Raw genomic sequence first — 25,144 nt, 5'->3', positions numbered from 1 at the left:
CGCCGAGGCTCGGTTCCGCGCCGGCGATCAGGTCGTAGGCGCGGGTGGCTTCGGCGAACGGAACGCGATGCGTGATCAGGGGGCCGACGTCGAGGTGCGCGGTCTGCGCCCGCGCCTCGGGCGCGAGGCGGCGGAGGATTTCCGCCATGTTGGCGGTTTCGGTCCAGCGCACCCAGCCTTCCGGATACTTGACGCCGCGCGTTTCGAAATCGGGATCGTAGCGTCCGGGACCGTAGGAGCGCGACACCACGATCGACAGCTCCTTTTTCATGAAGTCGGCGTGGGGGAATTCGGTTCCGGTCAGGCCGACCAGGACGACGCGGGCGCGGTCGCGGGCGACGCGCGCGGCGGCGCGCATGGGCGCATCCGAATCCGTCGCCGCCGCGATCAGGATCGAATCGCAGCCCAGTCCGTCGGTGAGCGCGGCGACGCGCTGGTCGAGATCGGGGGCGTCGGGATCGAGGGCGGCTTCGGCGCCGAGCCGGAGCGCGAGTTCGCGCCGGCCGGCGTCGGGGTCGAGGGCGACGGCGCGACCGCCCGAAAGCCGAACGAGTTGGGCCGCGAGCTGGCCGATCAGGCCGACGCCGATCACCGCGACCGTATCGCCGAGCGAAACGTTCGCGTTGCGCACCGCGTGCAGCGCGATCGCGCCCACGGTCGCGAACGCCGCGTGCTCGTCGGCGACGCCTTCGGGGACTGGGGCGGCGAGGTGCGCGGGAACGATGTTGACCTCGGCGTGGTTGGCGACGCCCGCGCCGGCGACGGCGACGCGGCCGCCGACCGCGAACCGTCCTTCGAGTCCCTCGCCGACCGCGATCACTTCGCCGGCGGCGGAATAGCCGAGCGGGATCGGCTCGTCGAGCCGGGCGGTGACCGCGCGCCAGGCGGCGGCGACGCCGTCGCGGCGCGCCTTGGCGATCACCTTGCGCACCAGGTCGGGGCGCTCGGCGGCCTTGGCGGCGAGGCTTTTGCGGGCGAAGGCGACCACCATGCGCTCGGTGCCGGCGGAAATGAGCGAGGCGCGCGTGCGCACCAGGATGTGCCCGGGGCGCACTTTCGGCTCGGGCACGTCGCAGAGCGCGAGGCGTCCGCCGCGGGCGTTCTGAATCACTTGCAGCATGGGGTCTAGTTTTACTCCGCCCCGCCGGAAATGACAAAAAATCTCGTTGTTCCCTAGGGTTCCCGGGAAACGCGGTCGCGCGCCGGGGCGCGGTTATGGTTAACCGTCAACCCGCGCGGCGCTGGTCGCGAAAATACGCGATCGTGCGCTTGAGGCCGTCTTCGAGGGCGACGGTCGGTTTCCACTTTAATGTCTTGCGCGCGAGCCGGATGTCCGGGCAGCGCTGCATCGGATCGTCGGCCGGCAGCGGGCGCTTGACGATGCGCGACGAACTCTTGGTCAGGCGCAGCACGGTTTCGGCCAGCTCGCGGATGGTGAACTCGGTCGGATTGCCGAGGTTGACCGGCCCGGTGACGGAATCGGGCGCGTCCATCAGCCGGATCAGGCCGCCGACCAAATCGTCGATGTAACAGAACGAACGCGTCTGGCGGCCGTCGCCGTAGAGGGTGATCGGTTTCTTGGCGAGCGCCTGCAGGATGAAGTTGGACACCACCCGGCCGTCGTTCGGATGCATGCGCGGCCCGTAGGTGTTGAAGATGCGCGCGACCCGGATACGCAAGCCGGCCTGACGGTGATAATCGAAGAAGAGCGTCTCGGCACAGCGCTTGCCTTCGTCGTAGCACCCGCGCGGGCCGATCGGGTTGACATTGCCGCGATAGCTTTCCGGCTGGGGATGGACCTCGGGATCGCCGTACACCTCGCTGGTGGAGGCCTGCAGGATCTTCGCCTTGATCCGTTTGGCCAGCCCCAGCATGTTGATCGCGCCGTGGACCGAGGTCTTGGTGGTCTGGATCGGGTCGTGCTGGTAATGCACCGGCGAGGCCGGGCAGGCGAGGTTGTAGATCTCGTCGACCTCGACGTAGAGCGGAAAGGTGACGTCGTGGCGCAGCAACTCGAAGCGCGGGCTCGCCATCAGGTGCGCGATGTTGTCCTTGGCGCCGGTGAAGAAGTTGTCGACGCAGAGCACGTCGTCGCCGCGCTTGATCAGGCGCTCGCACAGGTGCGAGCCGAGAAACCCGGCGCCGCCCGTCACCAGTATGCGCTTGCGCAGATGCATGGAATGCCCCGGCGCGGACCCTAGCACAGGGATCGCGGGCGCAACAACGCCCGTCAGGTTTGCAAACGTCAGGTTTGCAGGAACGCCAGCTCGTCGCCCTCGAACGCGGCGGCGGTGAGCGTGCCCGAACGCCAGGCGCCGGTGTCGATACCGACGCGGTTGGGCCGGATCGTCGGTTCGGACATTATCGAGTGGCCGTGGACGACGAGGCCGCCGAAGTCGTGGTCCGAACGGAGGAACAGGTCGCGGATCCAGATCATGTCTTCCGGCGTCTGGTCGGCGAGCGCGACGCCGGGGCGGAATCCGGCGTGCACGAACAAAAGGCCGCCTTCGCGGTGATAAAGCTCGAGGGCGCGCAAAAAAGCGAGATGCGCGGCCGGCACGGCGCGCGCGAGCCGCGCGCGCAATTCCGCCGGCGCGGCGTCGGCGTCGACGCCGTAGCTCGCCAACGCCGCCAGCCCGCCGTTGGCGAGCCAGTGGTCGAGCACCTCGTCGTCGCCGTCGAGGAAATCGCGCATGAACGCGTCGTGGTTGCCGAGCAGGAAACGCCGCTCGAACCCGGGCGGGCCGTCGCCGGCGAGCCGGGCCACGACGCCCCGCGAATCGGGCCCGCGGTCGATGTAGTCGCCGAGATAGACCAGCACGCGCCGCCGCGCCCGCCGGGCGCCCGCGTCCCGGACGATGGCGCCGTGCAGCCGCTCCAGCAGGTCGGCGCGCCCGTGCACGTCGCCGACGGCATAAAGGACCGTGTCGGCGGGCGGGCGGTGGCGGCCGGGGATCGCCCGCGACGACATCGGCGTCATCGCGCCCGGCGCCGGGTGGGCGCCGGAAAGGCCCGCGAATATCGGGCAAAACGCACGAGGTTCATCCGAATGCCCTTCTCTCCCCCGGGTATTATCCTTCCATTTATCTTATGTTATTAGGCTCGGACGGACACTGGCGCATTTGAGCGCTGGCGATCGATCGGCGGACGCGGACGGAGCTATGGCGGAACGGGGATCGAACCAGGCGGCGGGCGGGGACGAGGCGATGCTGATCGAGCGCCTGCGCAAGATCGCCGACGACCCCAGGGACCATTTCGCCGCGCATCTGCACCTGTCGCGCCTGCGCGCCGGCAACCGCCAGCCGCGCTTCCTCGAGATCGCCAAGCGCGCCTTCGATCAGCTCACCATCAACACCCAATCGACCCTGTTCGCCCTCGGCAACTGCGATTTGGTGCTGGTCTGCAACAAGGTGCCGATCGACCAGACCGATGAGCCGATCGAGAAGGTGCGCGGCCTGTTCCGCGAAGACCCGCTGATGCAGTCGGGCGAGGGCGACATGGAGGACCGCTTCGTCTCCTGGTACGACCTCGCCAGCAAGGACGATTTCGACCGCTTCTACGCCACCGCCGAGCAGCTGCTCGCGGCCCAGGTCGCCGCGGCGCGCCGGGCGGAGGCCGTGCAGAGCGCCTCGGCCAAGGGCGCGCCGGTGACGTCGACGAACCTGGGCGAGATCGAACGCAAGCTCAAGGCCGTCCGCATCAGCGACCTGATCCGCGAACAGCCCGCGGTCCAGGTCGGCGCCGGCGGCAAGGCGAGCATGCTGTTCCGCGAAAACTACGTCGCCATGGCCGATCTTCGCGACCGCATCGCGCCCGGCGTCAATCTGTTTTCCAGCCCGTGGCTGTTCCAATACCTGACCGAGGTGATCGACCGCAAGCTGCTCGCGCTGCTCGCGCAGCGCGAACGGCTGACGGAACGGCACGCCATCAGCGTCAACATGAACGTCGCCACGGTGTTGGGGCGCGACTTCCAGGAATTCCATCAGAACGCCGGCAAGAACGCGAACCGCATCGTGATCGAAATGCAGATCATCGACATCTTCGCCGACATGAACGCGTTCGCCTTCGCGCGCGAAGGGCTGCAGAAGCGCGGCTACCGCGTGCTGGTGGACGGCATCACCCCGCTTGCCCTCTATTTCTTCGACCCGAGCCTCTTGAAGGCCGATTACTTCAAGATCACCTGGGGCCCCGAGTTCCAGAGCGACACCCAGGACAGCCGGATCGTGGCGGCGCGCGAAACCGTCGCCCGGGCCGGCAAGGACCAGGTCATTCTCGCCCGCGTCGACACCGAACAGGCGATCCGCTGGGGCCTCAACCTCGGCGTCACCCGCTTTCAGGGCCACTTCATCGACCGGCTCGCCATGGCGCTTGCGGCCAAGGCCGCCGCCGGCGCGGCGACGGGTTAGGACCGGGGGGAAGAAGGATCGCCGATGGCCAACGCCCCGCCCGCCGCCCGCCCCCAGGAAGCGCTGCTGCTCGAATACGTGCATCAGCTCGAAAAAATTCGCGACGGGCGCAAGATGCTGCACCTCCATCTCTCGCAGCTCAGGCCTTACAACCGCCGCGACACCCATCTGCGCACCGCCGCCGCCAACTTCGATCCGATCGTGCGCGCGGCCAACGGGCAGATTTTCCAGCTGCGCAACGGCGACATCTTCTTCTGCTACAAGAAGGACATCCAGGTTCAGGTCGACAACGTCGTCCAGCGCCTGCGCTACCTGTTCGGCGAGGACCCGCTGGTGTCGGAGGAGGGCGCCGAAGGCAAGGAATTCGCCACCATTCTCGACGCCGCCACCCAGTACGACGACATTCTCTACGCCGCCCGCACCGCCAACGAGGCCGAATCGAAGCGCGGCGGCGAGGAGAAAACCCGCGAGGACGCCCGTTCCCGCCTCAAGGCCCGGCAGGAAAAGGGCGAGCCGCTGACCCCCGACGTGCTCGCGCGCATCGAAACGGCGCTGGTGCGCGCCGATCTCTCCAACCTGGTGCGGCGCCAGTACGCCTGCTCGATCGACGAAGACAATTCGACGACCCAGATCTTCAGCGAGCTGTTCATCTCGATCAAGGACCTGCGCGAGACGCTGCTGCCGGGCGTCAACCTCACCTCCAACCGCTGGCTGTTCCAGCACCTGACCGAAACCCTGGACAAGCGCATGCTCGCGCTCTTGTCCAAGACCGACCGCTTCACGGTCAGCGGCGACATCAGCTTCAATGTCAACGTCCGCACGCTGCTCGCGCCCGAATTCATGGCGTTCGACGACAACGTTTCGGCCGGCCGCCGCGGCAGCCTGATCATCGAGCTGCAGAAGGAGGATATTTTCTCCGACCTCGGCACCTACCTGTTCGCGCGCGAGTTCCTGCAGAACAAGGGCTACCGCGTCTGCCTCGACGGGCTCACCTTCCAGACCCTCGACATCATCGACCGCAAGCGCCTCGGCGCCGACATGGCCAAGCTGTTCTGGACGCCGGAAATGGCCGAAAAGCCCGAAGGGCGCGACAAGATCAAGCGCCTGCTCGACGGCGCCAGCAAGTCCCTGGTGCTGTGCCGTTGCGATTCGGCCGACGCGATCGAGTTCGGCCGCTCGGTCGGCATCGAACTCTACCAGGGCCGCTACATCGAAAACCTGATCGCCGAAGACAACCGCCGGCGCGACCTGCTCAAGATCAAGCGCCGGATCGAGCGCGAGGCGGAAGGCGCGGACGGCATCGAACTCGCCCCGCCGCCCGCCGCCAAGGGCAAGGGCCGGGAAAAATAGCCCGCCCGGTTCCGCCGATTTGATCCCGTATCCGGTTTTGCGCCCGCATGAACCCGCGTTCGATCATCGCCGTCGACAACGCCGTCAAGCGCTTCGATTTTGAGCGGCGCTCGGCGCGCGCAATAATCCCGCCGCCGGCCGTCGACCGCGTGTCGTTCCGGGTGGCCGAAGGCTCGGCGACCGCGCTCCTCGGCGGCAACGGCGCCGGCAAGTCGACCACCATCGCCATGCTGCTCGGCGTCTTGAAGCCGACCTCGGGATCGGTCACCGTGCTCGGCGTCGACATGGTGGCGGACCGCTATCGCGCCCTACCGTGGATCAACTTCTCGTCGCCCTACGTCGACATGCCGAAGAAGCTTTCGGTGCGGGAAAACCTGATCGTCTACGGACGCCTCTACGGCGTCGCCGGCGTCGCGGCGCGCGTCGCCGAATTGGCGCCGGTCCTGGGCCTGGAGGCGCTGCTCGATCGCGCCACCGGCACGCTTTCCGCCGGGGAAGCGACCCGGCTGTCGCTGGCGAAGGCGCTGCTCAACCGCCCGCGCCTCTTGCTGCTGGACGAACCGACCGCGTCGCTGGATCCCGACAGCGGCGACTGGGTGCGATCCTTGCTCGAAGCCTACCGGCGCGAGACCGGCGCCACGCTCCTGATCGCGTCCCACAACATGGCCGAGGTCGAACGGCTCTGCGATCGCGTGCTGATGATGCGCGCGGGAAAAATCGTCGACGACGGCGCGCCCGCCGAACTGATCCGCCGCTACGGCCGCGCCAACCTGGAAGAGGTGTTTCTCGCCATCGCCCGCGAAGGCGTCCGGCCTCCTACGGCTATGGAGGGCGCCGCGAGCGAATCCTCGCGGCAAACATTTAAAGGCGGCGAGGACGCCGCATGATGCCGTGCGTTCAAAAAATTTCCCTCTCCCCCCGCTCGCGGGGGGAGAGGGTCGGGGTGAGGGGGGAACGACCGCGCGGCGAGGGGGCCACCCTCACCCTCCCGCCTTCGCCCGGGCTTCGGCGGGCCCCTCCCTCTCCCGCGCGCGCGGGAGAGGGACAATCCGCGACGGAATCCGTGGCATGAGCGCGCGCGGTCCTGTTCCCGACGACTTCGCGCTCCCGCCGGTGGAGCGGTTTTCGTGGCGCCGGGTGGGCGCGCTCGCGCTGCGCCATATCTTTGTCTTCCGCCGCTCGTGGCCGCGGGTCATCGACCTTCTCTACTGGCCGGTGATGAACCTGCTGGTGTGGGGGTTCATCACCAATTTTTTCGTCGCCCATTCGTCCTGGATCGTGCAGGCGGCGGGGGTGTTCATCACCGGCGTCCTGCTGTGGGACGTGCTGTTCCGCACCAACCTCGGCGTCGGCCTGTCGTTCCTGGAGGAAATGTGGGCGCGCAACCTGGGCCAGCTGTTCGTGAGCCCTCTCCGGCCCACGGAAATGATGGCGGGCATCGTCCTGGTCGGCTCGGCCCGCGCGCTGATCGCCATCGTCCCGGCGGCGATTTTGGCGCTGCCGTTCTTCGGCTTCTGGGTGTTCTCGGTCGGACTGCCGCTCTACGCCTTCTTCGTCAACCTGCTGGTGATGGGCTGGTGGGTCGGCCTGTTCGTGTCGGCGGTCGTTTTGCGCTTCGGCCTCGGCGCGGAAAACATCTGCTGGGCGGTCTTGTTCCTGATCGCGCCGATCGCCTGCGTCTATTATCCGGTGGCGACGCTCCCCGCCTGGCTGCAGGGCGTCGCCTGGGCGCTGCCGACCGGCTATGTGTTCGAGGGCATGCGTTCGGTGCTGCTGGGCGAAGGCTTCCGCGTCGGGCTGATGGCGGGCGCGGTCCTGCTCAACGCCGTCTACGGGGTATTGTCGGCGCTGTTCTTTCTCAAGATGTTCGACGTGGCGCGCGTGCGCGGGCTGCTGCTGAGGCAGGGGGAGTAATCATGGATCTCCGCTGGTGGTGGGTGCGGCACGCGCCGGTGGTCGGCCATCGCGGCGAATTGAACGGCCAGAAGGACGTGCCGTGCGACACCTCGGATTCGCGCGCGTTCGCCGCGCTCGCCGCCGTCCTCCCCGCCGACGCGGTCTGGGTGACGAGCCATTTGTCCCGCGCCCGCGACACGGCGGCGGCCATCGTCGCCGCCGGCCGCATAGCGCCCGCGCTGATCATCGAAAGGGATTTTTCCGAACAGAGCTTCGGCGATTGGGCCGGCTACACCTGGGAGGAAATCGCCCTGCGCGATCCGGCCGAAAGCAGACGTTTCTGGACCGATCCGGTCGGCCTCGCGCCGCCCGGCGGCGAAAGCTTCGCCGCCCTGACGGCGCGGGTGGCGGCGGCGATCGAACGCTTCTCCGACGGGCGCGCGGGCGACGTTATCGCCGTCGCGCACGGGGGCGTGATCCGCGCGGCAGTCGCGCTCGCCCTCGGCCTCGATCCGAAACAGGCGATGGCGGTCGCGGTCGACAACCTTTCGCTCACGCGGCTCGACCGCATCGCCGGCGGCACGCTTCGCGGCAAGGGCGGCGCCTGGCGGGTGGTGGCGGTCAACCGCCCGCCCTATTGAGGGAACGTTGCTTCACTTCCCGTCCACGGCGACATCGACCATCAACGTGTTGCCGATTTCGTAGAGCGCGTCGCTCACCTCGCGCGCGTCGGCGCCGTCGGGAATGCGCACCCGTGCTTTGGCGTAGAACAGGTTGCCGCCGCCCATGGGCGCGGGCCGGATGTCGGTTTCCATTTCCTCGACGCTGGCGCCGCGCGTGGCCAGCACGTGGGTGATGTCGCGCACGATGCCGGGATGGTCGGGCCCGACGATGTCGAGCTGGACGGTGCGGCCGGGCGGGCCCGCGTCCGCGTCCGTTTCCTCGAAGATGAGATGAAAGCCCTCGGCGGCGAGCGCCTGCAATTCGGCCTCCAGGCGCGCGAGCTCCGCCTTCGGCGCTTCGACCCGGGCGACGCCGACGAAGCGGTCGGCCAAGTGCGCCATCCGGCTTTCCAGCCAGTTGCCGCCGCGCGCGGCGACGGTTTCGGCAAGGCGCTCGACCAGGCCGGTGCGGTCCTTGGCGATGAAGGTGAGGATCACGGTTTGGGTCACGGAAGCGATTATAGCGATGCGGAAGGGGCGTGTCCCGCGCGGGACTCGCGCGGCGCCTTTCCGCCGCCATATTTCGCGCGTATATCCCGGGCGACATGACCGCGCCTCGGTTCCGTTGGGCTCTCGTGTTTGCGTCCGTTGTCGTTCTCGCGGGCGCGGGTTCGGCGTGGGCGCAAGGCCCCGCCGCCCAAGAGGGCGGCATCGAAATAATGCGCGGGCTCTCGCCCGCGACGCGCATCACCGAAGAACCCGTCGTCTCGCAACCGCCGCCCTTTTCGGCCACGGGCAAGACCGTGGTGGTGCCGAGAACACGGATCGAAATCGACGAAGGGGGCAAGCGCCTCAAGCCCGACGCGGGGCCGAAGGCGGCGACGCCGGAGGCCGAACTGGACCCCGGCTGCCGCGGCTCGAAAATCCTCTGCGGCGATCCGCTGAGGAGGAAAAAGAAGAAGGAGTAAGAAAGCCCGCTCCCGAACTCCGGTCGGTTGGCACCTGATACGTTATGGGTTACGCACCGCCAGTCGGTCGATCATCATTACGAGAAGTGCCATGCTGATGAAAAATCCCCCGCATCCGGGCCTGTCCGTGCGCCACGATTGCCTGGAGCCCCTCGGCCTCACGGTCACGGCGGCGGCCAAGGGTCTCGGCGTCACGCGCAAGGCGCTCTCCGAGTTGATCAACGGTCGCGCCGGCATCTCCCCGGAAATGGCGATCCGTCTCGACAAGGCGTTCGGCGGCGGCGCGGCGACCTGGGTCCGCCTGCAGGCCGCCTACGATCTCGCGCGCGCCATGAAGCGCGCCCATCGGATCAAAGTGGCCCGCATCAAGGTCGCCCGCATCAAGCGGAACCATCTCGCCCGCGCCGCCTGACTTCCTCCGTCCTCGCGCCCGCCCTTGACGTCCCTTCCCGGTTCTGGTATATTTTCCTATTATCGGGATTCGCTTTGGCCCCCGGGGTGCGAAGCCGGAAAGCGCCGCGAATCAAGGAGTTGTACCGGAAAATGACGATGCGTGCCTACAAATGCCTACAGGTTTCGGGTGGTTTCGTGGCCGATCAAGGGCTTAGGGCCGTTTTGCCCGCGCCAGTCGCGGTTTGGCGTGCGCCAATCGTGGTTTGGCCCGCGCCAACCTCGTCCCGATCCCCGTCACAGCTGCGCCGCGCGCCTCTCTGCTATAAGCGAAGCCCGAACGCGTGAAATCCGCCCCGCCCGAGGAACCCCGCCATGACCTTCGCTCCCCGCTTTCCCGTCACCCGCCCCATTGACCGAAGGCGCGCCGCCAAGTTGATCGCCGCGCCCTTCGCCCTCGGCGCCGCTTCGGCATTTCTCGCCGCCTGCGCCGAGGTGCGCGAGAAGCCCGATCAATACGCCGTCACCCTGGTCACCCGCGCCGCCGACACGGTCGAGCGCATGAAGCTCGATCCCAACTTGAAGGTGCTGATGACCCACGTCGGCACCGCGCGCGCGGTGGTGGTGTTGCCGCACGTCTACAAGGCGGGCTTCATCGGCGCGGCCGAGGGCGGCTCGGGCGTGCTGCTCGCGCGCCAGGGCGGCGGCTGGAGCGGCCCCGCGTTCTACACCCTCGCCGCCGGCTCGGTCGGATTCCAGATCGGCATCCAGGACGTGGAAATGGTGCTGATCGTGCGCTCGGAAAAGGCGCTCAACGCCATCCTCAACCATCAGGCCAAGCTCGGCGCCGACGGCGGCATCACCGTCGGCGTGTTCGGCGCGGGCGTCGAGGGCGCGACCACCACCAACGTCGGCGCCGACGTGCTGGTGATCGCCCGCTCGCGGCTCGGGCTCTACGGCGGCGTCAGCCTCGAAGGCTCCGGCCTGGTGCGTCGCAACGACCTGATGGAGGCGGTGCACGGCGCCGGCGTCACGGCGCAGGCCGTGGTCCAGGGCGGCGGCAACCGTTTCCAGCCCGCCGACCGTTTGCGCCAAATGCTCGGCGACTGACGTCCGAGGTTCAGCGGGCGAGCGCGAGCAATCCGACGAACGCCGCATCGAGGGCGCACGCGGCGACGTAGAGTTTCACGCCCCGGCGCACGTCGCGCGCCGTCATGGGCGCCGTGTCGCGTTCGATCCCGAGCGCGCCGGCCATGGCCGCCACCGGCCAGCCGAGATTGGGCAGGCGATAGTGGGGCGCGTGGCGCAGCATGGATTTCAGCGCGCCCGAAAACGACGCCCTGGCGCCGCGCGCCAGCGGCGCCGCGAGCACGAGAAAGAGCCCGGCGAACCGGGCCGGAACGAAATTGATCGCGGCGTCGGCCATGCGGGCGGCGCGGCCGAAGGCGCGGTGACGCGGCGTCGGATGCCCGATGCGTTCGGCCAGCACGGCGACCGCGCGCACGGCGGCGAGACCGGCGAGGCCGAACAGGACGTAGCCCGCGACCGGCGCGGCCACGTCGACGGCGAACGACCGCGCGAGGCGTTCGAGCGCGGCGCGGGCGACGCCGGAAAAATCGAGGGCGGCGGCGTTGGGCTCGCCCATGCGTTCCAGCGCCCGCCGCGCCGCCTCGAGGTGGTCGTCGAGGGCGCTGGCGACCTCGCGGGCGCGCTCGTAGGCTTGCCGCTGGCCGAGCAGCGCGACCACCAGCGGGAACTCGACGATCCAGCCGAACGGGTGGTTGCGCGCGAGCCAGCCGACCGCGAGGCCGAGAGCGACGGCGAGGCCGACGACGGCGATCAGCGCGAACACGCCGCGCCACGCGCGGGTGCTTTCGCTCCGCTGTTCGCGGTTGAGCTTGCGATCGAGCCACGCGGCCCCGCCCTCGGCGAGATCGCGCGGATGGCGCAAGAGTCGGAACAAGATCGGGAAGCCGCCGAAGATCGCTTCCGCGAGCAGCGCCATGACCAGCAGGATCAGCGGGTCGACCCCGTGCGGCCCGCCCGGCGCGAAGGGAAGGGAGGAGAGCATGCGTACCCATCCTGGGAGGAACGAAAAGCCCCGTCAACGCGCGTCCCGTGCGGCCGTTGACAGGGTGCCGGGGTTCCGGCCATGTTCGGGTCCCCGCGACAGCCGAGAATTCCTGAAAAACATGTCCACGTCCGATCTCGCCCGCGTCATCGACGCCGCCTGGGAAACCCGCGACCGGATCGATTCCGGGACCAAGGGCGAGGTGCGCGACGCGGTGGAGGCGGCGTTGGCGCTGCTCGATTCCGGCGCCCTGCGCGTCGCCGAAAAGTCTAATAACGAATGGAAAGTGCACCAATGGCTGAAGAAAGCGGTGCTGCTCTCGTTCCGTTTGACCGATTCAACGCCGATCGCGGGCGGGCCCGGGGGGGGCGCGTGGTACGACAAGGTCGCCTCCAAGTTCGCGGGCTGGAGCGACGCCGACTTCCGCAAGGCGGGCTTTCGCGCGGTGCCCAACTGCGTGGTGCGCCGCTCCGCCTACATCGCGCCCGGCGTTGTCCTGATGCCGTCCTTCGTCAACGTCGGCGCCTACGTGGATCGGGGCACCATGATCGACACCTGGGCGACGGTCGGCAGCTGCGCGCAGATCGGAAAAAATTGTCACATCTCCGGCGGCGCCGGCATCGGCGGCGTGCTGGAGCCGGTGCAGGCGGGCCCGGTGATCATCGAGGACAACTGCTTCGTCGGCGCGCGCGCCGAGGTCGCCGAAGGGGTCGTGGTCGGCGAGGGTTCGGTCCTTTCCATGGGCGTCTATCTCGGCGCCTCGACCAAGATCGTCGATCGCGCCACCGGCGAAACGCACATGGGCCGCGTGCCGCCCTATTCGGTTGTGGTGTCGGGCACCATGCCGGGCAAGCCCTTGCCCGACGGCGCGCCCGGGCCCGGGCTCTATTGCGCGGTGATCGTGAAACGGGTCGACGAAAAAACCCGCGCCAAGACGTCCATCAACGAATTGCTGAGGGATTAATCATGCCCGCGTCTTCTTCAGGCCTCGGCGCGGCCGGCCCCTCCGGGGCCAATCCCGCGTCCCTCGAACTCGCGCGCGCCCTGATCCGCCGGCCGAGCGTGACGCCGAAGGACGAAGGCGTGCTCGCGGTGCTCGAAGGCGCATTGAAGCCGCTCGGATTTTCCTGCCGGCGGATGCCGTACTCGGAGCCGGGCACGCCCGACGTCGACAACCTCTATGCCCGCCTGGGTTCGCGCGCGCCGCATTTCTGTTTCGCCGGCCACACCGACGTGGTCCCGGTCGGCGACGCCAAGGGCTGGTCGGTCGATCCGTTCGGCGCCGTGGTCAAGGACGGGCGCCTTTACGGCCGGGGCGCCTCCGACATGAAGGGCGCCATCGCCGCCTTCGTCGCCGCGACCGCGCGCCTGCTCGCCGAAAGTGGCGGTGCGTTTCCCGGCTCCGTCAGCCTGATGATCACCGGCGACGAGGAAGGACCTTCCATCAACGGCACCGCCAAGATGCTGAAGACGCTCGCGGGCGAGGGCGAAAAAATCGACGCCTGCCTGGTGGGCGAGCCGACCAGCCCCAAGACCTTCGGCGAAATGGCCAAGATCGGCCGTCGCGGCAGCCTCAATGCCTCGCTCGCCGTGCACGGCATTCAGGGCCATTCGGCCTATCCGGAAGCGACCGACAACCCGATCCCGCGGCTCCTGAAAATGCTGGCGGCGATTACCGACGTGCCGCTCGATCCCGGCTCGACGCATTTCCAGCCCTCGACCGTCGCCGTCACTTCCATCGACGTCGGCAATCCGGCGACCAACGTGACGCCGGCCAAGGCCGAGGCCCGGTTCAACATTCGCTTCAACGACCGCCATTCGGGCGAATCGCTCAAAAAACTTCTGCGCGAACGCTGCGAAAAAATCGGCGGCAAGTTCGAGTTGGCGATGCACGTGACCGGCGAGCCGTTCGTGGTGCCGCCCGGACGCTTGAGCGAGCTGGTGACGGCGGCGGTGCGCGAGGTGACCGGGTTGACGCCCGAACTCAGCACCCACGGCGGCACTTCGGACGCGCGCTTCATCCGCCACTATTGCCCGGTGATCGAATTCGGCGGCGTCAACGCCACCTCGCACAAGGTGGACGAATGGATGGCGCTCGAGGACTTGAAGCGCCTCGAGGAAATCTATTACCGGATCCTGAAGCGCTATTTCGCCGCGTCTTGATCCATGCGGGCGTAAGGCTTGCGTTCGCGCGGCGAGCGAACTAGTATGACATTGTCATATTCCGTCGTTCGACCGGAGAAAGCGCGACCCATGCCCCGCACCAGCCGTCCCGTCACCGTCACCCTGGGCGCCCTTCGCAAGCGGGTCGAGGCGCGGGTCAAGTCCGGCGCCTACGCCTCGGCGAGCGAGGTCGTGCGCGCGGCGGTGCGCGCGCTCGACCGCGAGGAAGCGGTTCTCGACGCTTGGCTGCGCCGGCGCGTGGACGAGGCCTTCGCCGATCCCCGGCCGAACGTGCCGGCGGCCAAGGTGTTCGCGCGGCTCCGCGCCCACCACGCGCGCCGCGCGAAGTGAAGAACTATCAGGTCGTCTTCCGGCCGCGCGCCGAAGCCGACCTGCTCGCGCTCTATCGCCATATCGCCGGAAACTCGGGGCGCGTCGTCGCCGGAGCCTACATCGACCGGATCGAGGCGGCCTGCTTGGCGCTCGAAATCTTTCCCGAACGCGGCGCGCGGCGGGACGACATTCGCCAAGGGCTGCGGACGGTGGGTTTCGAGCGGCGGGCGACCATCGTGTTCCAGGTGCTGAAAACCGAAGTGGTCGTCGTTCGGATTCTGTTCGGTGGGCGGGACTTCGCGCGGGCCATGCGCGGAACGAACGACGATTGAAACGCCCGTGCGCTAATACGTCACTTCCACCAGATACAACCCCTCCGGCGGCGCAGTCGGGCCGCCCTGGGTGCGGTCGCGGGCCTCGAGCGCGGCCCGCACGTCGGCGACAGTCCACTTGCCTTCGCCCACCAGGCGCAACGTGCCCACCATGTTGCGCACCTGGTGATGGAGAAACGAGCGCGCGCGGGCGGACACGGTAATGTCCTCGCCCTCGCGCGCGACGTCGAGAACGTCGAGGGTCTTCACCGGCGATTTCGCCTGGCAGAGCGACGCGCGGAAGGTGGTGAAGTCGTGCCGCCCGACCAGCATCTTCGCCGCCGCGTTCATGGCCTCGGCGTCGAGCGGCGCCGGCACCCACCACTTGCGTCCGAAATCGAGCGCGAGCCGCGCGCGCCGGTTGGCGATGCGATAGACGTAGGCGCGCGACGTCGCCGAAAAGCGGGCGTGGAAATCGGGCGCGGCCAAGGCGGCTTCGCGCACCGCGACCGGGTTCGGCTTCATGTGGAAGTTGAGGGCGTCGCGCACCGTATCCGGCGGAAACTCGCGGCCCAGGTCGAAGTGCACCACCTGGCCCAAGGCATGCACGCCCGCGTCGGTGCGCCCGGCCGCGACCGTTTCGGCCTTCTCGCCGCTCAAGGCGAAGATGGCGTCTTCGAGCACTTCCTGCACCGAAAGCCCGTTGTCCTGGCGTTGCCAGCCGACGAACGGCCCGCCGTCGTATTCGAGCAGCAGGCGATAGCGCGGCATCAGGAAAGCACCGTGCCGGGGGGAAGCGGAAAGCCGCGCAAAAATTCTCCTGCCGTCATGGCCGCGCGGCCCGCGCGCTGGAGCGTGACCAGCCGCAACGCGCCCGCGCCGCAGGCAATAGTCGGTGCATTGTCGAGCACCGTTCCCGGCGCGCCGTGTCCTTCTACCACTTCCACCGCCAGCACCTTGATCCGCTCGCCGTCTTTTTCGAACCAGGTGCCGGGCCAGGGATCGAAGGCGCGCACCGCGCGCGCGAGTTCGCTCGCCGGCTTGCGCCAATCGAGGCGGCCTTCGTCGCGGGAAAGCTTGGCGGCGTAGGTGACGCCGTCCTTCGGTTGCGGCGTCGCCGCGAGCGTTCCCGCCGCCACGCCTTCGAGCGCGCGTACGATCAGCCGGGCGCCGAGATCGCCGAGGGCGTCGTGCAGCTCGCCCGCCGTCGTCGTCGGGCCGATCGGGATTTTTTCCATGAGCAGGATGGCGCCGGTATCGAGTCCCTCGTCCATCTGCATGATGGTGACGCCGGTTTCCGCGTCGCCCGCGAGGATCGCGCGCTGGATCGGCGCCGCTCCGCGCCAGCGCGGGAGAGCCGAGGCGTGGATGTTGAGACAGCCCAAGCGCGGCGCCTCCAGGACCGGGCGCGGCAGGATCAGCCCGTAGGCGGCGACCACCGCCGCGTCGGCCTTCAGGCGCGCGAAGGATTCCTGTTCGGCGCCGTCGCGCAAGGATTTCGGCGTGCGCACGGGAATTCCGAGATCGCGCGCGGCGGCGTGGATCGGGCAGGGGTGTTCGTGTTGCCCGCGTCCGGCGGGCTTGGGCGGCTGGGCGTAAACCGCCGTGATCCGATGCCCGGCATTAAGCAGCGCCTTCAGCGCCGACCGGCCGAATTCGGCGCTGCCCATGAAGACGAGGTCGAGGGCGCGGGCCATCGCGCCGTCAGACCGCCTCGGCTTCGGCGAGACGCTTGGCCTTGGCCAGCTTGCGAAGAATGATATCGCGCTTCACCGCCGACACGCGATCGACCAGCAGCACGCCGTCGAGGTGATCCATTTCGTGCTGGATGCAGACCGCGAGCAATCCGTCCGCCTCCATTTCGCGGATTTCGTTTTCGTGGTCGAGGTAGCGGACGCGAATCTTGCCCGGGCGGCGGATTTCGGCGAACTGCTCGGGAAACGACAGGCACCCTTCGTCGCGCGCGACCTCGTCGTCGGAGGCCCAGACGATCTCCGGGTTGGCCATGCGCAGGCGCATGGGCGGCTCGTCGTTATCGAGCGCTCCGCGCGCGCGATCCCGCGGTTTCGCGATATCGACCACGATCACGCGCTTCAGGACGCCGACCTGGGGCGCGGCCAAACCGATGCCGTTGGCGCCGTGCATGGTTTCCAGCATGTCGTCCATCAGGCGGCGGATGTCGGCGTCGACCTTGGCGACCGGCTCGGCCTTGGCCTTGAGCCGGGGGTCGGGAGCGATGATGATGGGAAGCCGGGCCATGGCCCCGACATAGAGCGCGCATCGACCCCCGTCAAGCCGGGGCGGGCGCGGGCCAAGGGGGATAAACCGTTGAATTGGTTGGCGTTGCAAAGCCTGGGCGGAATCGCCGCGTTGGTCGCGATCGCGTTTGCGTTGTCGGAAAACAAGCGCGCGGTTTCGGGCCGGCTGGTCGCCGGCGGGCTCCTGCTGCAATTCGCGCTGGCGCTGCTGCTGCTCAAGGTGCCCTTGGTCAAGGACGCGCTGCTGCTGCTCAACGACGCGCTGCTCGCGCTCCAGCGCGCGACCCAGGCGGGCACAAGCTTCGTGTTCGGCTACCTGGGCGGCGGGCCGCTGCCGTTCGCGGAAACCTACGCCGGCGCCAGCTTCGTGCTCGCGTTCCAGGCGCTGCCCTTGGTCCTGGTGATGAGCGCGCTCTCGGCGCTGCTGTTCCACTGGCGGGTGCTGCCGGCGATCGTCAAGGCGTTCGCGTGGGTGCTGCGCCGCGCCATGGGCGTCGGCGGGGCCGAGGGCCTGTCGGCCGCCGCCAACGTGTTCGTCGGCATGGTCGAGGCGCCGCTCCTGATCCGGCCCTATCTCGAACGGCTGTCGCGCGCGGAACTTTTTTCGGTGATGAGTTGCGGCATGGCGACCATCGCCGGAACGGTGATGGCGCTCTATGCGTCGTTCCTGGCGACCGCCGTGCCGGACGCGCTCGGGCACATCCTGGTCGCCTCGCTGCTCGCGGCGCCGGCGGCGATCGTGATCGCGCGCGTCATGGTGCCGGCGGACGCGGCGGCGCGGCCGGGCGCGGCCGAGGAAACATTGCCGCCCTCGGACCATCAAGGCGCGTGGGAGGCGATCACGCGCGGCACCCTCGACGGCGCGCAACTCCTGATCAACATCGTCGCCATGCTGATCGTGCTGGTGGCCCTCGTCGGCTTGGTCAACCAGGCGCTCGGCCTATTGCCCGACGTGGGCGGGGCCAAGGTCACCCTCGAACGTCTATTCGGACTCGCGCTGGCGCCGCTCGCGCTCGCGGTCGGCGTGCCGTGGGACGAGGCGCTCGCCGCCGGGCGGCTGTTCGGGATCAAGACCGTGCTCAACGAACTGCTCGCCTATCTCGAACTCGCCAAATACACCGACGCCGATCTCAGCCCGCGCTCGCGCCTGATCATGACCTATGCGCTCTGCGGCTTCGCCAATTTCGGCAGCCTCGGCATCATGATCGGCGGGCTCGCCACCATCGCGCCCGCACGGCGGGCCGAGATCGTGGCGCTCGGGCCCAAGACCATCGTCTCCGGCACGCTCGCCACCGCGCTTGCCGGGGCGATGGCCGGACTTTCGTGGTAGGCTCGCGCGATGGAACTCGTCGCCGTCGCCGCCGTCATCGTCGCGCTCGCGGCGCTTGTGCTCGCCTTCGTCGCGCTTAGGCGGGGCGCGTCGGCGGAGCCGTTCGACGGCGTGATGCGCGAGTTCGCCGCTTTGAAGGGCGAAATCACGGCGGCCTTCGGCCATACCCACCAGCGGCTGCAATCGATCACCGACAAGGTGGCGGTGATCGATTCGGCGCGCGCCAACATCGAGAAGCTCGCCGAGCAGGTGGTCGACCTCAACCGCGTGTTCGGCGACAAGCAGGCGCGCGGCGCCTTCGGCCAGCGCCAGATGGAGGATTTGGTCCGCGACGTGCTGGCGGAAGGCATGTTCGAAATGCAGGCGACGCTCGCCAACGGCAAGCGCGTCGATTGCCTGGTCAAATTGCCGAAACCGCCGGGACCGATCGGGGTCGACGCCAAGTTCCCGTTGGAATCGTTCCGCGCGGTGCAGGCGGCCGCCGACGACGCGGCGCGCATCCGGGCGCGAAAGCAGCTCGGCCAGGACGTGGTCAAGCACGTCAAGGACATCGCCGAGAAATACATCGTGCGCGGCGAAACCGCCGACTGGGCGCTGATGTTCGTGCCCTCGGAAGCGGTCTACGCCGAAATCCACGCCCATCTTTCCGACGCGGTCGAGGAGGCGCACCGGTTGCGCGTCGGGATCGTCTCGCCGACCACGCTGATGGCGGCGCTGACCACGGTGCGCGCCGTCGTGCAGGACGCGGCGATGGTCGAGCGCGCCGAGGAAATCCGCACCGAGGTGCAGCGGCTCAAGGACGACGCCGACCGCCTGGTACAGCGCGCGGGCGAACTGGAAACCGGATTCGGCCGGGTGGTCGACACGCTGCGCCAGGTGCGGATTTCGGCCGACAAGCTCGCCGGCCGCATCGCCCGCGTCGCCGAGGCGGACGTGCCGGAGAAGAAATAGAGTCCTACAGCGCCCGGCGCGCCTTGAGCGCGTCGCGCCGCCCTCAAGAATCGCCGCTTTCGCCCGTTGCGACGCGCGAATGCGCGCCTATCGGCGCGACGCGGCGGGGCAAATCCATCGCTTCGTGCAGGACGCGCAAGACCTGCACGAATTTTCCGCCGCGCCCCGGTTCGATCCGGAACACGATCAAGTGCCGGGCCTTGCGCCCGGCGCGCGCGGCATGGAGCGTGAAAATTCCCTTGGCCAGTTCGTCGCGCGGCCTGGCGCCCGGCGCGCGCGGGCCGTCCCGCAACGCCTCCAGCGCGGCCAGCAGCGTTTCGGCGTAGACGGTCGCCTGGCGCTCGCCGAAGCGTTCGGCGGTTTCCCGCAAAATCCGGTTGAAGTCGGTTTCGGCGGCGGCCGTCAGGCGCACCCGCCAGGAACCGCGCGCGGGCCTCAATCCGGCTCCGTTCGCGCGCGGCCTTGTTTGATCGCCGCCCTCGCCGACGTTTTCAGGTACCGGCGCAGCGCGCCCGGGCTCGCGAAGCTCCGGTACCGTCCGGCCTCGATGTCGTCGATGCCGACCTGGACGGCGGCGCGCAAGGCGGCGCGGCGCGCTTTTTCCTCCGCGTCCCGGGATTCGATCAGCCGCAAGCCCTCGCGCAGAACCTCGCTCGCGTTCTGGTAGCGGCCGGACGACACCAGCCGTTCGATCTGGCGGGTTTGGCGTTCGGTCAGGACGACGTTGCGGGTCGGCATTGGCGTTTTCCGAAGTGCGCGGCGGGCTATGGCATATTATGCCAACGGGGCGGCGGCGGCAAGCCGGCGCCCGCTACAACACGCGGCGCGCCTTGAGCGCGGCCGACAGCGTGCCGTCGTCGAGGTAATCGAGTTCGCCGCCGACCGGAATCCCCTGGGCGAGGCCCGAAACCTTGGCCCCGGTGCCGGCCAGCCGTTCGGCGATGTAGTGCGCCGTGGTCTGGCCCTCGACAGTGGCGTTGGTGGCGAGGATCACCTCGCCGATCCGCTCGGCGGCGACGCGCTCGACCAGCTTCGGGATGCGCAATTCCTCGGGGCCGACGCCGTCGAGCGCCGAGAGCGCGCCCCCCAGCACGTGATAGCGCCCGCGAAAGGCGCCCGCGCGCTCCATCGCCCACAAATCGGCCACGTCTTCCACCACGCACAGCACCGAGAGATCGCGCTTGGCGTCGGCGCAGATGCCGCACGGATCGGCGGTGTCGAGGTTGCCGCAGGCGGAACACGTGCGGACGTTGGCGGCGGCCTCGGTCAGCGCCTGGACCAGCGGCGTCAGCGTCGCGTCCTTGCGTTTCAAAAGGTGCAGCGCGACGCGCCGGGCCGAGCGGGGCCCGAGGCTCGGCAGGCGCGCGAGCATCTGGATCAGGCGTTCGATGTCGAGCATGAGACGTTGGGCATAAGGCCGGCGACTAGAACGGCAATTGGAATCCGGGCGGCAGCGGCAGCCCGCCGGTGAGTTCGGAAAGGCGCGCCTTCGCCTCGGCGTCGGCCTTGGCGCGGGCGTCGTTGACGGCGACCCGCACCAAATCCTCCAGCAGGCCGGCGTCGCCCTGGACGAGCAGCTCGGGGGCGATCCGCACCCGGCGCACCTCGCCCTTGCCGGTGGCGACCACCTCGACCTTGCCATTGCCCGCGCCGCCGGTGACTTCGAGGGTCGCGAGCTGATCCTGCATCGCCTGCATGCGCGCCTGCAGCTCGCCCGCCTGCTTCAGCATCTGGGCTAGGTTTTTCATCGTTCGGACCTCGTTTCGGATACGCAACCAAATCGGCGCCGTGGGCTTCGCATCGGGTTAGACCATACGATCCGGAATTTCTTCAAAAATCAAAAAGTTCTCTAACCACACATGGATGAGGGTTTTTCCATAATAGTACCGCATTTCGGCAAAACTATACAATTTGCGGGAGTTCGGGAAGCGACCGCCCCGGTCACGGAAGGAAGCAGTAGATGGCCAAGATTCATTGGACACAATCGCTGGAAACCGGGATTCCGTTCGTGGACGCGGATCATCGGATGTTGGTCGGGCTGCTCAATCAGGTCGAAGAGGGAATCAGTGCCGCCGAGGAGACCGCATTACTCGCCAGCGTGCTGAACGCGCTCAACGACTACACCGTCTATCATTTCGCCCGCGAGGAAGCGATGCTGCTGGCCTGCGGCTACGCCGGGTTCGAGGAACACCGCCGCATCCACGGCAATATCGCCGGGCGGGTGGCGGAAATCACCCGCAAGTTCCGCCAAGACTCCGCCAGCGTCGAGAAGAACGAAGTGCGCGACTTTTTGCATCGATGGCTGGTCGAGCACATCCGGACCGAGGATTTCGCCTATCTGGAACAATGCCGCACTATGACCGGGGCCGTCGCGAACGCCGAATCGATTCACTTCGCGGACAGCATCGGCGTGCGTAACCCCGATTTTGCCCGCATGCGCGTGCAGGTGGTCGAGGATAATCCCAGGTTCCGCAAGTTCCTCGTCAGCGTCCTCAAGGCTTTCGGCGTGAAGGATGTCAGCCTCGCGGCCAGCGGCGCGGAAGCCATCGACCGCTGGAACCAACGGCCGGGGAACCGGGTCATTTGCGATTGGGTGATGGACGGAATGCCCGCGCACGCGTTCGCCGCCGCGATCCGGGCGGTTTCGCCTCAAACGCGAATCGTCGCCCTCAGCGGCCTCGCCGCCGATCAAATCTGGAATCAGGCCGGTTCGGGAACGTTGGACGCGGTTCTGGAAAAACCGATTTCGCCCGCCGCCTTGGCGCACGCCCTGGTCGGGGCCTAGATCAGAATTCGCCGCTCGGCTCTTCGCTTGCTTCTCCGATTTCCGGCGCGTCCTCGCGCTTGGGCGGGCGCACGTCCTCGATCCGGGCGCCGGGGAATGCGGCCTGCACCGCCTTGACGAAGGGGTGCTCGGCGATCTCGGCGCGCAAGGAGGCGCGTGCGGCTTCCTTCTCTTCCGCCAGCGTGCGGCCGCCGGCGGCGGAGGACACGCCGATCAGCCAGGTGCGGCCGGTTTCGCGGTTGAGAAAGGCGCTGAGTTGGCGGGCGAGGTCGTCGGGGGCGTGTTCGCCGGGGCGGAATTCGATCCGGCCCGGCTCGAACCGGACCAAATGCACGTCGCGCTGCAAATGACCGGCGAGGCGGCCTTCTTTCCGCGCGGAGGCCAAGGCCGCCACCTGCTCGAAGGTCTCCAGCTTGGGCGACTCGAACGCAATCGGTGCGGCGGTTTCGGCGGCGACCGGCTGGTCGGTTTGCGGCGCGGCCATCGGTATGGTTTGCGCGAGCGCGGCGGACGTACGGGGCGCGGTCGAGGGACGCGCCGACGCCGACGCGGGCGGAGGCGGAACGGTCGTCCTGGGCGCCGACGGCGATATCGTCGCCGGACGCGCGGCGCCGCCCGCGTCGAGGGCGCGGATCGCTTCTTCCGGCGTCGGCAGCGCGCTCGCGTAAGCAAGTCTGACCAGCACCATCGCCGCCGCTTCCGCGCCGTTGGGGGCGCTTCGGGTTTCGGCGAGGCCCTTCAGCAGAACCTGCCACGCCCGCGCCAGCGCCGGGATCGAAAGCGCTTCGGCCATGGCGCGGCCGCGCTTTCGTTCCAATTCGGGCACGGCGAGATCGTCGGCGGCCTCGGGCGCGAGCTTGATCCGCGTCAGCCAATGGACCAAGCCGAGCGCGTCCTCGATCGCCTGCGCGGCGTCGGCCCCGGCGTCGTGCTGGGCGGCAAGAACGCCGAGCGCGCGCGCCGCGTCGCCCGCGAGCGCCGCCTCGACCAGATCGAAGGTGAGCGTGCGGTCGGCGAGCCCGAGCATGGCGCGCACGTCGGCTTCGCCGATTTCGTTTTGATCCTCGACGTGGGAGATGGCCTGGTCGAGCAGGCTCAAGCCGTCGCGCACGCTGCCGTCGGCGGCGCGCGCGATCAGGCCGAGGGCGGCGTCGGCGATTTTCGCGCCCTCGCGTTCGGCGATGGCGCGGAAGTGCGCGCGCAAAGCGTCCTCGTCGATGCGGCGCAAATCGAAGCGCTGGCAGCGCGACAGCACGGTGACCGGGATCTTGCGGATTTCGGTGGTGGCGAAGACGAATTTGACGTGCGGCGGCGGTTCCTCCAGCGTCTTCAGGAGCGCGTTGAAGGCGTTCTTCGACAGCATGTGCACTTCGTCGACGATGTAGATCTTGTAACGCGCCGAGGTCGGGCGGTAGCGCACGCCGTCGATCAGCTCGCGGATGTCGTCGACGCCGGTGCGGCTGGCGGCGTCCATCTCGATCACGTCGACGTGGCGGTCCTCGGCGATCGCGCGGCAATGCTCGCAGCGGCCGCAGGGCTCGGCGGTCGGCCCGCCCCGACCGTCGGGCCCGACGCAGTTGAGGGCGCGGGCGATGATGCGGGCGGTCGTGGTCTTGCCGACCCCGCGCACCCCGGTCAGCACGAAGGCGTGCGCGAGCCGGCCCGAGCGCAGGGCGTTGGTCAGCGTGCGCACCATCGCCTCCTGGCCGATCAGGTCGGCGAAGGTGGCGGGGCGGTACTTGCGGGCGAGCACCCGATAGGCGCCGGCGGCGTGCCCCGCTAGGGGCGCGTCGGTCCGGTCGGAGGCAACGGGATCGCGATCGGCCGGTTCGGTCATCGGCGCTCGTCCGGTTTCGGTGGCAATGATCAAGCCGCGAAGGTGGGAGGTTGAACGTCGACCCGGGCCGGAACTCGTTACGGCTGCTTCCTTCCGGACCTGACCGGGTTGGCGAGGGGCTCGTCCGGCGCCAACCTCCCGGCCCGACTATACCAAGCGAGGGACCGGAACGGAAAGCGCGCACTAACCGATGCGCGCGCGGACAGCGTGTGGATAAATAAGACGCGCGCGGAAAATTATTGGCCGAACAGGCCGACGCCGCCCGGACGCGGCGGAATATTGCCGGGCGTGTGTTCGGGCGCCAGCGGGCGCGGCCTGTCGATCGCGGGCGGCGGCAGCGTGAAGATCGGCGCGGCGGGTTCGGCGGCGGGCGGCGTCTCCGGCGCGGGCGGCGCGATCGGAAACGCGGAGGGCTCGACAGGCGTCGCGGGTGTTTGCGGCGCGGGCATGGGAACCGGCAGCGCCGACGGTTCCGTCGGCATCGCCGGAGTTTCGGGCGCGGGCGGAATGACGGGTGCAGTCACGGGCTCCGTCGTGGGCGGCGTTTCGGGCGCGGGCAGTGGCACGGGAAGGGTGACGGGCTCGGTCGGCACCGCGGGCGGCGCTTCGGGTGCCGGCATCGGAACCGGGAGCGCGGAAGGCTCCGTCGGCATCGCCGGCGTTTCGGGCGCGGGCGGAACCGCGGGCATCGCGGCGGGCTCGGCGGGCGAAGGCGCTTCCGGCGCCGGCGGAACGACCGGGACGCTCGCCGGCGCGTAGGGACCTACCGGGATGTCGTCGACGGGTTTGGTGATTCCGGGAATCGCAGGCGGCATCAGGGCGGCGAACATCGGCGGCGCCTCGATGTGGACGATGCCGTCCGGGATGCCCCCGAACATGAAGGGCAGGAAATCGTCGCGGTATTCGTAGCGCCCGTCGCGCGCGGCGATGAAGCGCACCTCGACCACCTCGCGCGGCGCGACCGAAATCCCGTACGGGCAAGATACCTCGGTCGCCGGTCCGCTCGAGCGCGTGATCGACTGGATGTGGACGGCGGCGAAGAATCCCGACGCCTGGAACCGGCGCGACGTGGAGTCGCGGTTTTCGAGCCGCATCACGTAGGGGCGATCCTGATACAGCCGGATCAGGGAAGGCTGAAACTCGCCGTGGCGGACGCGAACGTTGATCAGGCGCGCAGCGTTCCAGTCGACCGCGTCGAACGCGCCGGCCGGCACCGGCTCGCAGGCGTCGAACACGCTCGGCATGGATACCTGCGCGCACCCGGCGACGATCGTCGCCGCGAGAACCGCGCCGCATCCGAACCTTCGCTTGCGAGCCGCCATACCGTCGCCCCTTGCCCAGCGGCGCCGCGTGGCGCCCGGAGGACCAACTGCCTGATTAACCGCCGCTTGGTTAAAAAAGCCTCAAAATCGGCGAAAAACCGCCGATTGTCG

Annotated in this window: 29 protein-coding genes and 1 other RNA gene; 15 read left to right on the top strand and 15 right to left on the bottom strand. The window is 68.7% G+C overall.

Annotated elements, in window-relative coordinates; translation table 11 throughout:
- From FJ311_00655 to FJ311_00645, 3 genes are all read right to left on the bottom strand, one after another.
- On the bottom strand, positions 1-1,120 hold a 1,120-nt coding region (locus FJ311_00655; protein MBM3949947.1), incomplete at its 3' end, for a zinc-binding alcohol dehydrogenase.
- A 106-nt stretch (positions 1,121-1,226) separates the two neighbouring features.
- Positions 1,227-2,177, bottom strand: a complete 951-nt coding sequence (locus tag FJ311_00650) for an SDR family oxidoreductase (protein ID MBM3949946.1) — start codon at positions 2,175-2,177, stop codon at positions 1,227-1,229.
- A gap of 68 nt (positions 2,178-2,245) precedes the next feature.
- On the bottom strand, positions 2,246-2,980 hold the full coding sequence (locus FJ311_00645) for a serine/threonine protein phosphatase (protein ID MBM3949945.1): 735 nt from the start codon (positions 2,978-2,980) through the stop codon (positions 2,246-2,248).
- A gap of 181 nt (positions 2,981-3,161) precedes the next feature.
- Between FJ311_00645 and FJ311_00640 the strand changes: the two genes are divergently transcribed.
- The 5 genes from FJ311_00640 (at position 3,162) to FJ311_00620 (ending at position 8,293) form a co-directional block, all read left to right on the top strand.
- Positions 3,162-4,406, top strand: a complete 1,245-nt coding sequence (locus tag FJ311_00640) for an EAL domain-containing protein (protein ID MBM3949944.1) — start codon at positions 3,162-3,164, stop codon at positions 4,404-4,406.
- Between the two features lie 24 nt (positions 4,407-4,430).
- On the top strand, positions 4,431-5,756 hold the full coding sequence (locus tag FJ311_00635; protein MBM3949943.1) for an EAL domain-containing protein: 1,326 nt from the start codon (positions 4,431-4,433) through the stop codon (positions 5,754-5,756).
- Between the two features lie 47 nt (positions 5,757-5,803).
- Complete coding sequence (locus FJ311_00630) at positions 5,804-6,643, top strand: ABC transporter ATP-binding protein (protein ID MBM3949942.1); 840 nt, start codon at positions 5,804-5,806, stop codon at positions 6,641-6,643.
- Between the two features lie 181 nt (positions 6,644-6,824).
- Positions 6,825-7,670 (top strand): ABC transporter permease, encoded by an 846-nt coding sequence (locus tag FJ311_00625; protein ID MBM3949941.1) that lies wholly within the window; start codon positions 6,825-6,827, stop codon positions 7,668-7,670.
- A gap of 2 nt (positions 7,671-7,672) precedes the next feature.
- Positions 7,673-8,293 (top strand): histidine phosphatase family protein, encoded by a 621-nt coding sequence (locus tag FJ311_00620; protein ID MBM3949940.1) that lies wholly within the window; start codon positions 7,673-7,675, stop codon positions 8,291-8,293.
- A 12-nt stretch (positions 8,294-8,305) separates the two neighbouring features.
- Here FJ311_00620 and FJ311_00615 read toward each other — a convergent pair whose 3' ends face one another.
- Complete coding sequence (locus FJ311_00615) at positions 8,306-8,896, bottom strand: hypothetical protein (GenBank protein MBM3949939.1); 591 nt, start codon at positions 8,894-8,896, stop codon at positions 8,306-8,308.
- Here FJ311_00615 and FJ311_00610 point away from each other — a divergent pair.
- The 3 genes from FJ311_00610 (at position 8,854) to FJ311_00600 (ending at position 10,782) form a co-directional block, all read left to right on the top strand.
- Entirely contained in the window at positions 8,854-9,282 is a 429-nt protein-coding gene (locus tag FJ311_00610; protein MBM3949938.1) for a hypothetical protein, read from the top strand. The two genes, FJ311_00615 and FJ311_00610, sit on opposite strands and share 43 nt — an antisense overlap.
- A 91-nt stretch (positions 9,283-9,373) precedes the next feature.
- Positions 9,374-9,694, top strand: coding sequence for a HigA family addiction module antidote protein (locus FJ311_00605; GenBank protein ID MBM3949937.1), 321 nt, complete (start codon positions 9,374-9,376; stop codon positions 9,692-9,694).
- Positions 9,695-10,047: 353 nt separating this feature from the next.
- Positions 10,048-10,782 carry a lipid-binding SYLF domain-containing protein gene (locus tag FJ311_00600; protein MBM3949936.1) on the top strand — a complete coding sequence of 245 codons (735 nt, stop codon included), beginning with the start codon at positions 10,048-10,050 and terminating at the stop codon, positions 10,780-10,782.
- A gap of 10 nt (positions 10,783-10,792) precedes the next feature.
- On the opposite strand, the gene FJ311_00595 is transcribed toward FJ311_00600, so the two are convergent.
- Positions 10,793-11,743, bottom strand: a complete 951-nt coding sequence (locus tag FJ311_00595) for a cobalamin biosynthesis protein (GenBank protein MBM3949935.1) — start codon at positions 11,741-11,743, stop codon at positions 10,793-10,795.
- Between the two features lie 121 nt (positions 11,744-11,864).
- On the opposite strand from FJ311_00595, the gene dapD reads away from it, so the two are divergent.
- The 4 genes from dapD (at position 11,865) to FJ311_00575 (ending at position 14,571) form a co-directional block, all read left to right on the top strand.
- Positions 11,865-12,707 carry a 2,3,4,5-tetrahydropyridine-2,6-dicarboxylate N-succinyltransferase gene (dapD, locus tag FJ311_00590; GenBank protein MBM3949934.1) on the top strand — a complete coding sequence of 281 codons (843 nt, stop codon included), beginning with the start codon at positions 11,865-11,867 and terminating at the stop codon, positions 12,705-12,707.
- A gap of 2 nt (positions 12,708-12,709) precedes the next feature.
- Positions 12,710-13,906, top strand: a complete 1,197-nt coding sequence (gene dapE, locus FJ311_00585) for a succinyl-diaminopimelate desuccinylase (GenBank protein MBM3949933.1) — start codon at positions 12,710-12,712, stop codon at positions 13,904-13,906.
- Positions 13,907-13,996: 90 nt separating this feature from the next.
- Positions 13,997-14,257 (top strand): type II toxin-antitoxin system ParD family antitoxin, encoded by a 261-nt coding sequence (locus FJ311_00580; protein MBM3949932.1) that lies wholly within the window; start codon positions 13,997-13,999, stop codon positions 14,255-14,257.
- Complete coding sequence (locus tag FJ311_00575) at positions 14,254-14,571, top strand: type II toxin-antitoxin system RelE/ParE family toxin (GenBank protein MBM3949931.1); 318 nt, start codon at positions 14,254-14,256, stop codon at positions 14,569-14,571. The genes FJ311_00580 and FJ311_00575 overlap by 4 nt, the downstream gene beginning before the upstream one ends.
- Positions 14,572-14,583: 12 nt before the next feature.
- On the opposite strand, the gene truA is transcribed toward FJ311_00575, so the two are convergent.
- Genes truA through FJ311_00560 form a run of 3 tightly spaced genes read right to left on the bottom strand, consistent with a single transcriptional unit; the run spans position 14,584 to position 16,809 of the window.
- Complete coding sequence (gene truA, locus FJ311_00570) at positions 14,584-15,321, bottom strand: tRNA pseudouridine(38-40) synthase TruA (GenBank protein ID MBM3949930.1); 738 nt, start codon at positions 15,319-15,321, stop codon at positions 14,584-14,586.
- Positions 15,321-16,247, bottom strand: a complete 927-nt coding sequence (locus FJ311_00565; protein ID MBM3949929.1) for a methionyl-tRNA formyltransferase — start codon at positions 16,245-16,247, stop codon at positions 15,321-15,323. The genes truA and FJ311_00565 overlap by 1 nt, the downstream gene beginning before the upstream one ends.
- Positions 16,248-16,254: 7 nt before the next feature.
- Positions 16,255-16,809 (bottom strand): peptide deformylase, encoded by a 555-nt coding sequence (locus tag FJ311_00560; GenBank protein MBM3949928.1) that lies wholly within the window; start codon positions 16,807-16,809, stop codon positions 16,255-16,257.
- Between the two features lie 69 nt (positions 16,810-16,878).
- Between FJ311_00560 and FJ311_00555 the strand changes: the two genes are divergently transcribed.
- Positions 16,879-18,138: a nucleoside:proton symporter gene (locus FJ311_00555; protein ID MBM3949927.1), complete on the top strand. Its 1,260-nt coding sequence runs from the start codon at positions 16,879-16,881 to the stop codon at positions 18,136-18,138.
- 9 nt (positions 18,139-18,147) lie between these two features.
- A complete protein-coding gene (gene rmuC, locus FJ311_00550) occupies positions 18,148-19,089 on the top strand; it encodes a DNA recombination protein RmuC (GenBank protein ID MBM3949926.1) in 942 nt (313 codons plus the stop codon).
- 43 nt (positions 19,090-19,132) lie between these two features.
- Here rmuC and FJ311_00545 read toward each other — a convergent pair whose 3' ends face one another.
- The 4 genes from FJ311_00545 to FJ311_00530 form a co-directional block, all read right to left on the bottom strand.
- Positions 19,133-19,528: a type II toxin-antitoxin system RelE/ParE family toxin gene (locus FJ311_00545; GenBank protein MBM3949925.1), complete on the bottom strand. Its 396-nt coding sequence runs from the start codon at positions 19,526-19,528 to the stop codon at positions 19,133-19,135.
- The gene (locus tag FJ311_00540; GenBank protein MBM3949924.1) at positions 19,525-19,827 is read right to left on the bottom strand and encodes a type II toxin-antitoxin system ParD family antitoxin; all 303 of its coding nucleotides are present in this window, start codon (positions 19,825-19,827) and stop codon (positions 19,525-19,527) included. The genes FJ311_00545 and FJ311_00540 overlap by 4 nt, the downstream gene beginning before the upstream one ends.
- Positions 19,828-19,900: 73 nt before the next feature.
- Entirely contained in the window at positions 19,901-20,488 is a 588-nt protein-coding gene (gene recR, locus FJ311_00535) for a recombination protein RecR (protein ID MBM3949923.1), read from the bottom strand.
- 25 nt (positions 20,489-20,513) lie between these two features.
- The gene (locus FJ311_00530; protein MBM3949922.1) at positions 20,514-20,837 is read right to left on the bottom strand and encodes a YbaB/EbfC family nucleoid-associated protein; all 324 of its coding nucleotides are present in this window, start codon (positions 20,835-20,837) and stop codon (positions 20,514-20,516) included.
- 212 nt (positions 20,838-21,049) lie between these two features.
- On the opposite strand from FJ311_00530, the gene FJ311_00525 reads away from it, so the two are divergent.
- On the top strand, positions 21,050-21,874 hold the full coding sequence (locus FJ311_00525) for a bacteriohemerythrin (GenBank protein ID MBM3949921.1): 825 nt from the start codon (positions 21,050-21,052) through the stop codon (positions 21,872-21,874).
- Between the two features lies 1 nt (position 21,875).
- Here FJ311_00525 and FJ311_00520 read toward each other — a convergent pair whose 3' ends face one another.
- The 3 genes from FJ311_00520 to FJ311_00510 form a co-directional block, all read right to left on the bottom strand.
- Positions 21,876-23,711, bottom strand: coding sequence for a DNA polymerase III subunit gamma/tau (locus FJ311_00520; GenBank protein MBM3949920.1), 1,836 nt, complete (start codon positions 23,709-23,711; stop codon positions 21,876-21,878).
- 41 nt (positions 23,712-23,752) lie between these two features.
- An RNA gene (gene ffs, locus FJ311_00515) (signal recognition particle sRNA small type) lies at positions 23,753-23,851 on the bottom strand.
- A 96-nt stretch (positions 23,852-23,947) separates the two neighbouring features.
- A complete protein-coding gene (locus FJ311_00510; protein MBM3949919.1) occupies positions 23,948-25,033 on the bottom strand; it encodes a hypothetical protein in 1,086 nt (361 codons plus the stop codon).
- Positions 25,034-25,144: the final 111 nt, after the last annotated feature.

Source organism: Rhodospirillales bacterium (assembly GCA_016872535.1).
Taxonomy (GTDB): Bacteria; Pseudomonadota; Alphaproteobacteria; order Rhodospirillales; family 2-12-FULL-67-15; genus 2-12-FULL-67-15.
The sequence above is the reverse complement of the archived record's forward strand: the minus strand, read 5'-3'. Positions and strand labels throughout refer to the sequence as shown.

Coding starts and splice junctions, on each gene's coding strand:
- FJ311_00520 (MBM3949920.1), bottom strand. CDS start 23,711: ATGACCGAACCGGCCGATCGCGATCCCGTTGCCTCCGACCGGACCGAC.
- FJ311_00635 (MBM3949943.1), top strand. CDS start 4,431: ATGGCCAACGCCCCGCCCGCCGCCCGCCCCCAGGAAGCGCTGCTGCTC.
- dapE (MBM3949933.1), top strand. CDS start 12,710: ATGCCCGCGTCTTCTTCAGGCCTCGGCGCGGCCGGCCCCTCCGGGGCC.
- FJ311_00630 (MBM3949942.1), top strand. CDS start 5,804: ATGAACCCGCGTTCGATCATCGCCGTCGACAACGCCGTCAAGCGCTTC.
- FJ311_00605 (MBM3949937.1), top strand. CDS start 9,374: ATGCTGATGAAAAATCCCCCGCATCCGGGCCTGTCCGTGCGCCACGAT.
- FJ311_00600 (MBM3949936.1), top strand. CDS start 10,048: ATGACCTTCGCTCCCCGCTTTCCCGTCACCCGCCCCATTGACCGAAGG.
- FJ311_00580 (MBM3949932.1), top strand. CDS start 13,997: ATGCCCCGCACCAGCCGTCCCGTCACCGTCACCCTGGGCGCCCTTCGC.
- FJ311_00560 (MBM3949928.1), bottom strand. CDS start 16,809: ATGGCCCGGCTTCCCATCATCATCGCTCCCGACCCCCGGCTCAAGGCC.
- FJ311_00640 (MBM3949944.1), top strand. CDS start 3,162: ATGGCGGAACGGGGATCGAACCAGGCGGCGGGCGGGGACGAGGCGATG.
- FJ311_00625 (MBM3949941.1), top strand. CDS start 6,825: ATGAGCGCGCGCGGTCCTGTTCCCGACGACTTCGCGCTCCCGCCGGTG.
- FJ311_00645 (MBM3949945.1), bottom strand. CDS start 2,980: ATGACGCCGATGTCGTCGCGGGCGATCCCCGGCCGCCACCGCCCGCCC.
- truA (MBM3949930.1), bottom strand. CDS start 15,321: ATGCCGCGCTATCGCCTGCTGCTCGAATACGACGGCGGGCCGTTCGTC.
- rmuC (MBM3949926.1), top strand. CDS start 18,148: ATGGAACTCGTCGCCGTCGCCGCCGTCATCGTCGCGCTCGCGGCGCTT.
- dapD (MBM3949934.1), top strand. CDS start 11,865: ATGTCCACGTCCGATCTCGCCCGCGTCATCGACGCCGCCTGGGAAACC.
- FJ311_00565 (MBM3949929.1), bottom strand. CDS start 16,247: ATGGCCCGCGCCCTCGACCTCGTCTTCATGGGCAGCGCCGAATTCGGC.
- FJ311_00510 (MBM3949919.1), bottom strand. CDS start 25,033: ATGGCGGCTCGCAAGCGAAGGTTCGGATGCGGCGCGGTTCTCGCGGCG.
- FJ311_00595 (MBM3949935.1), bottom strand. CDS start 11,743: ATGCTCTCCTCCCTTCCCTTCGCGCCGGGCGGGCCGCACGGGGTCGAC.
- recR (MBM3949923.1), bottom strand. CDS start 20,488: ATGCTCGACATCGAACGCCTGATCCAGATGCTCGCGCGCCTGCCGAGC.
- FJ311_00540 (MBM3949924.1), bottom strand. CDS start 19,827: ATGCCGACCCGCAACGTCGTCCTGACCGAACGCCAAACCCGCCAGATC.
- FJ311_00650 (MBM3949946.1), bottom strand. CDS start 2,177: ATGCATCTGCGCAAGCGCATACTGGTGACGGGCGGCGCCGGGTTTCTC.
- FJ311_00620 (MBM3949940.1), top strand. CDS start 7,673: ATGGATCTCCGCTGGTGGTGGGTGCGGCACGCGCCGGTGGTCGGCCAT.
- FJ311_00530 (MBM3949922.1), bottom strand. CDS start 20,837: ATGAAAAACCTAGCCCAGATGCTGAAGCAGGCGGGCGAGCTGCAGGCG.
- FJ311_00525 (MBM3949921.1), top strand. CDS start 21,050: ATGGCCAAGATTCATTGGACACAATCGCTGGAAACCGGGATTCCGTTC.